The sequence below is a fragment of the Jiangella rhizosphaerae genome (assembly GCF_003579925.1).
GTDB lineage: Bacteria > Actinomycetota > Actinomycetes > Jiangellales > Jiangellaceae > Jiangella > Jiangella rhizosphaerae.
The window spans coordinates 1-5,906 of sequence record NZ_QUAL01000342.1; the positions used below are offsets into that span (position 1 = coordinate 1).

General features: G+C 76.1%; 3 protein-coding genes and 1 pseudogene. 3 read left to right on the top strand and 1 reads right to left on the bottom strand.

Translation table 11 applies throughout. The features are described 5' to 3' along the window. Positions 1-143: 143 nt before the first annotated feature. Together DY240_RS24530 and DY240_RS24535 are read left to right on the top strand one after the other, a co-directional pair. On the top strand, positions 144-1,064 hold the full coding sequence (locus DY240_RS24530) for a lysylphosphatidylglycerol synthase domain-containing protein (protein ID WP_119662339.1): 921 nt from the start codon (positions 144-146) through the stop codon (positions 1,062-1,064). Continuing rightward, entirely contained in the window at positions 1,057-2,679 is a 1,623-nt protein-coding gene (locus DY240_RS24535; protein WP_119662340.1) for a DUF2142 domain-containing protein, read from the top strand. The genes DY240_RS24530 and DY240_RS24535 overlap by 8 nt, the downstream gene beginning before the upstream one ends. Before the next feature lie 1,273 nt (positions 2,680-3,952). Here DY240_RS24535 and DY240_RS24545 read toward each other — a convergent pair. Then, entirely contained in the window at positions 3,953-5,548 is a 1,596-nt protein-coding gene (locus tag DY240_RS24545; protein WP_147375503.1) for an ArnT family glycosyltransferase, read from the bottom strand. 104 nt (positions 5,549-5,652) lie between these two features. Here DY240_RS24545 and DY240_RS24550 point away from each other — a divergent pair. After that, positions 5,653-5,906: pseudogene (locus DY240_RS24550) on the top strand (hypothetical protein); the annotation flags it as partial.

Consider the following 5,906-nt stretch of genomic DNA (forward strand, 5'->3'; position numbering starts at 1 on the left):
GGCGCGCTCGAGGCGCTCACCGACCGCCGGGCGCTCGCCCGACTCAGGGCGGCCGGCCGCGCGGCGGCGCAGCGGTTCACCGCCCGCGCCGTCGTCGCACCCCTCGTCGAGGCCCTGGACACGGCGCCGGCGACGCCCGCGCGATGAGCCGGCTGCTCGCGGTCACGCGCCACCCGTGGGCGCGGCGGGCGTTCCTCGTGCTGGCGCTCGCCGCAGCTGGCTGGGCGATCGCGAGCCGGTGGGACGAGGTCCTGCAGGCGTGGTCGGCGCTGCCGCTCGCGACGGCGGTCGCGGCATTCGTGACGGCGCTCGCGTACGTGCTCGCCACCATGGCCTCCTGGCGCGCGGCACTCACCGACCTGGGCTCGGCGGTACCGCTCGGTCCGGCGGCCCGGATGTTCCTTGTCTCGCAGCTGGGCAAGTACCTGCCCGGCGGGGTATGGAACCTGGTCGCCGCGGCCGAGATCGGGGCGGACCGGCGGATCCCGAGGCGCCGGTCGGTGACGGTGATGGCGGTCGCCCTGCTGGTCTCGATCGTCACCGGGCTGCTGGTCGCCGTCGTCGCGGTGGCCGCCGGGCCGTCCGGCGTCCGCGACCGGTACGGGGTGGCGCTGCTCGCGCTGCCCCTGCTGGTCGTCCTCCTGGTGCCGTCCGTGCTGAACCGGCTGCTCGGGTTTCTGCTACGCCGCCTGCGCCGCCCGCCGCTCGAGCAGCCGCCGAGCGCCGCCGGCATCGCCCGCGCGGCGGCCTGGGCGCTGCTGGCCTGGCTGCTGGCCGGCCTGCACCTGTTCCTTCTCGTCACCGCGCTCGGGGCCGAGGCCACGCCCGCGACCGCTGCGCTGGTGACCGGGGCGTACGCCCTCGCCTGGACGATGGGCTTCCTCGTCGTAGTGGTCCCGGCCGGGGTGGGGGTGCGCGAGGCCGTGCTCGCTCTCGTGCTGGCCGACCAGCTCTCCGGCGGCGCCGTCGTCCTGGCCGTGCTCGCCTCGCGGGTGCTGATGACCGTCGCCGACCTCACGCTCGGGCTCGCGGCCGCCGGCCGGAGGCGAGTGACCAGTGCGTGAGGCCGCCGGCTACCGCATCGCGCTGGCGGCCATCACGCTGCTGGTCGTGACGGTGGCCGACTGCTGGGCCGTGCTCACGCCCGCGTTCCGGGCTCCCGACGAGCCGCAGCATGTCAACAGCGTGCTCCGCCTCGCCTACGGCGGCGGCTGGCCCGCGCCCGGAGAGGCGCTGATGAGCCCGGCGATCGACGGCGCCCGCCGGCAGGCGGCGCTGGAGTCGGACCTCCCCTGGCCCCATGGGAACCGCCGCGACGTCGTCCAGTACACCGACGTCGCGCCGGTCCCGGACGACGAGCGCCTCGTGGTGAACGCGGACAACGCACTCCCGGCGCCCGGGACCGGCGCGAGCCTCGACACCGTCGACCAGATGACCCAGCACCCGCCGCTCTACTACGCCGCCGCGGCGGCCTGGCTGCGCGTCACCGGGACCGCGGACGCCCGCTGGGACCACGTGCTGCTGTCGCTTCGGCTGTTCGACGTGCTGCTGTTCGTGCCGCTGCCGCTGCTGGCGGCCGCGGCCGCGCGCACCCTCCTGGGGGACCGGGCCGAGGCCCGCCCGGCCGGGCTCGTCGCCGCCGCGGCCGTGCTGTTCGTCCCGATGTCGGCGCACATCCTCTCGGCGGTCACGAACGACGCTCTGGTCACGGTGTCGGGCGCCGTCGTCACGTGGCTCGTGGCGCGGGTGCTGACCGGTGACCTGCGGTGGCGGACGGCGGCCGGGCTGGGCGTCGCCCTCGGCATCGGGCTGCTCACCAAGGTGATGGCGGCGTTCGCGGTGCCGATGGTGGTCGTGGCGTACGTCCTGGCCGCGGGCCTGCGCCGCCCATGGTGGCCGCGGGTGTCCCGGCTGCTCGTCGTCGGCACGGTCGCGTTCGCCGCCGGAGGGTGGTGGTGGCTGCGGAACCTGCTGGTGCTCGGCGTCGTGCAGCCGGTCGGGATCCCGGAGCGGTGGGAGCCGGTGCCGAACGCGGGGCTCGGCCACTTCGTCACCACGGTCGTCACCGCGGTCACGCGGTCGTTCGTCGGCGACTTCGGCTGGCTCGAGCTGCGGGTCCCGCCCGCCGTCTACTGGAGCGGCGCCGCCGTCGTGGCGGCGGTCAGCGTGGCGGCGTTGGTCCGGCGCGACAGCCGCCGGCCCGCAGGGGTGCTGCTGCTCCTGCCGGCGGCGCTCTGGTGCAGCGTCGTCGCCAACGCGTGGCGGCACTACGTCGAGACCGGCTGGATCACCGCGGTCCAGGGACGCTACCTGTTCGCGGGTCTCGCGGCGCTGGCCGCGGTGGCCGCGCTCGGGATCCGGCCGCGCGCGGCGACGGTGCCGTGGATCGTCGCAGGGGCCGGTGCCGTCGCGGCGGCGGCGCTGCTGTTCGCGTTCCGCGGGATGTACTGGGCCTCGCAGGAGAGCGCGTTCGACGCGGCGGCGCGGCTGGCCGGGTGGAGCCCGCTGTCGTCGGGTCAGCTGGTCGCCGTCGGCGCGCTGACCTGCGTGGCCGGCGCGGCCGCCGGCGGCGCCTGCGTGCGGTTCGCCGTCGTCGTGAGCACCAGCCGCGCCGTCACGATGACGGCGGCGCCGGCCAGCGCGGCCAGCACGACGGACGGGACCGGCGCCTCCGTGTAGTACCAGGGCTCGGCCGGCGACGTGCTCAACTCTCGCGCGACCCAGCCGGCCAGGTCGGCGAGCGTCACCGCCGTCCACACCGGGACCAGCAGGCGGGGGCGGACGGCGAGCCCGGCGGCGACGGCCAGGCACAGCGGCAGCGACACCGGCAGCAGATAGCGGGGATACACGCCGCCGCTGTTCGAGGCGAAGACCACCTGCATCGCCACCAGCACGACGACCGGCAGGACCAGCAGGACGTGCAGCAGCATCCGGTCGGCGTCCCCCGCGGCGGCACGGCGGCGGACGGCTCGGGCCACGGCGATCGCGCTCGGCACCCAGACCAGCACCAGGCCGGTGACGATCATCGTCCACAGGACGTACGTGGTCCGCGGCGGCTGCTGTCCGGCCCACCAGAACAGGTTCGGCAGCCGCAGCCACGTGACGTACTCGACCAGCACCTGCCACAGCGGCTTCGGCGACCGGCCCTGGTGCTCGATGGACCAGTCGAAGTGCGAGCCCGTCACGGTGCCCGTCAGCTCGACGTTGCGGACGTAGAACCACCCGGCCACGGCGAGGACGACCGCGGGGCCGCCGAGCACCAGGCCGAGGACCGGCGCCCACCGTCCCCGTCCCTGCCAGGCCCGGACGATCCCCGCGAGCCCGGCCACGCCGGCGACGACCACGGCGACGACGCCCGCCGACAGCCGAGTCAGCGCGGCGCCGGCGGCGAGCAGCGAGAGCGCCAGCACCAGGCCGGCGTCGAGACCGCGCTTCACCATCGTCGCCGCGACGCCGAACATCGCCGTCACGAAGAGCGCCGCCAGCAGGTCGTTGTAGCCGGAGCCGCCGACGAGGGACTTCGCCGCCATCGCCGCGACGACGAACGCGACCACCGCCGGGACGATGCTGCCGGGCCGGCAGATCCGCCGCGCCGCGCCGTGCGCGACCACCACGAGGAGCCCGGAGAGCAGCACGTTGACCGCCCGGGCCGCGTACACGGCGGCGACCGGGTGGCCGGCCTCGGCGAGGGGCCCCACGACCGGCGCCACGAGCAGGTAGTACAGCGGTGGGTGCTGCGCCGTCCACTGCACCGGCGCGAGCCAGGCGCCGTCCGGCCGGTGCTCGAGTCCGTCCTCGAACACCGGCAGCTCGCCCTGCCACACCTGGTAGGCGTAGTCGATGTGCGGCGCCTCATCGCCGGTCGCGTAGGGCGCCTGAACCAGCGCCGCCGCGGCGGAGAGCAGCATCGCGGCGAGGACGGCGAGCGGGAGCAGCGCGCGGGCCGGCGACGTCACGCCACGGCCTCCTTCGGCCGCTGCGGGACGGCCGGCTCCGACGGCTCCACCGGCGCGGCCGCCGCGCGGACCGTCCAGCGCACCAGGAGGACCGCGGCGACCAGCCCGCCCGCCAGCGTGACCGCGAGTACCGCCGGCGGGAACGGATACCAGAACGCGATCGCCGAGACGGCCCGGCCGAGACCGCCCGCCGGATCCGCGGGCAGCCAGTAGAGCGTCCACACGTCGTGCCAGAACGCCGCGTGCATCGCCAGGGCGAGCGTCAGCAGAGCCGGCAGCACCCAGCGCCGCCAGGGGGGCGCGAGCGCCGCCGCCCCGGCGACGGCCACGACCATCAGCCCGACGAGGCCGGGGAACAGGTAGCGGCCCTGCTGCGCCGCCCCGGTGCTGCCGAAGGCCGCGAACTGCTCCCAGGAGCCGCGCGCGACGATCCCGGCGAGCGCGGGGATCGGGAACAGCAGGACGAGCGCGGCCGGTCGGGGCAGGCCGCGGCGCACGAGCGCGGTGCCGACGCCGGCCAGGACCACGATCAGCGCGACCCGGGCCATCCACCAGGAGGCGTCCATGGCGCGGTCGGAGTCGTGGTCGTTGACGAAGAACAGCGTCACCATCCGCTCGGCGAAGCGGGACAGCCAGTCCCAGCCGCCGTCGGACCAGCCGTGGACGGCGGTGAGGTCGGGCGGCTCGGCGTGCGTGCCGTGCGGCTGGATCGTGCCGTACACGAGCGTGTTCCGCAGCCACCACAGGGACCCCGGCACGCTGGCCGCACCCGCGACCAGCAGGCCGCGGACGGCGTCGGCGCCCCGCCGCTCCCGCACGCCCCCGACCGCGTAGGCCAGGACGATCCAGGCGGGCATCAGCAGCGCGAGGCCCTTGGTGAGCAGCGCCAGGCTGGTGACGGCGCCGAGCGCGGCGCCGGTCCGCCACCGCAGGTCGCCGGTGAGCACCCGGGCCACCAGGTACGTGGCCGCGGCGAACAGCACGATCAGCAGGGTGTCGTTGTTGACCGACGACTCGATGTGGGTCAGCTCCGGCACGACGAGCGGCGTCGCGGCCGCCACGACCGGCAGCGGCGGCGGCAGCCCGAGCCGCCGCGCCGTCAGGAACAGCAGGACCGGGACGACGGCGGTCAGCATCGCGTTGCCCCAGCGCAGCGCCATCCACACGGCGTCGAGGGGCTGGTCCGCCCAGCCCGGGTTCGCACTGACGACGGCTGAGCCGAGCAGGTAGTAGAGCGGCGGGTGCTGGATGAGCTGGTTGTACGCGGGCTCGCCCATCGGCGTGCCGCCACCGGCGTCGGCGTACGACGGGCGCTCACCGCGCGGGGCGACGTCGTCGCGGTCGGCGAGGTGCTGCCGGCCCGGGAGCCGGTCCGTCGGCACGAAGTAGCCGGCCTCGACGCCCTCGGTGACGAACGCCGTGCCGGGGTCCGGCCACGGCCACGCCGCACCCTGGGCCACCTGCAGCACGAGATCGACCTGCTGGCGCTCGTCGGGCGAGCGCGCGTTCGGGAACACCGCGGTCTGCGCGAGCGCGACGGCCAGGTGCACCGCGGCGATCAGCCACACGACCGTGGGCACCGCTCGCCTCATGGGCAGGAGGGTAGACGGCGCGTTTCGCCGGCGCGCCCGTCTCCGGGCGCATGGCGGGTGAACACTCGATGTCACAGATCGCCGCCGCCAGGCGTCGTAGGGATATGACCGTTGATGTCGGCACAGACCCGCACGAGGTGCTCGGCGTGCGGCGGGGCGCGACCCCACGACAGGTGACCCAGGCGTTCCGCCGCGAGGTCCTCCGGGGCGGGCACCCGGACACCGGCGGCGACGCACAGGCCTTCCGGCGGCTGGTCGCCGCGCGCGACGCCCTGCTCACCCCGTCGCCGATCGGCCCGTCGGCCCCGCCGCCGCGGCCGCAGGCTCCCCGCCCGGCCGGTCCCACGCGGACGGCCCC

Coding starts and splice junctions, on each gene's coding strand:
- DY240_RS24530 (WP_119662339.1), top strand. CDS start 144: ATGAGCCGGCTGCTCGCGGTCACGCGCCACCCGTGGGCGCGGCGGGCG.
- DY240_RS24545 (WP_147375503.1), bottom strand. CDS start 5,548: ATGAGGCGAGCGGTGCCCACGGTCGTGTGGCTGATCGCCGCGGTGCAC.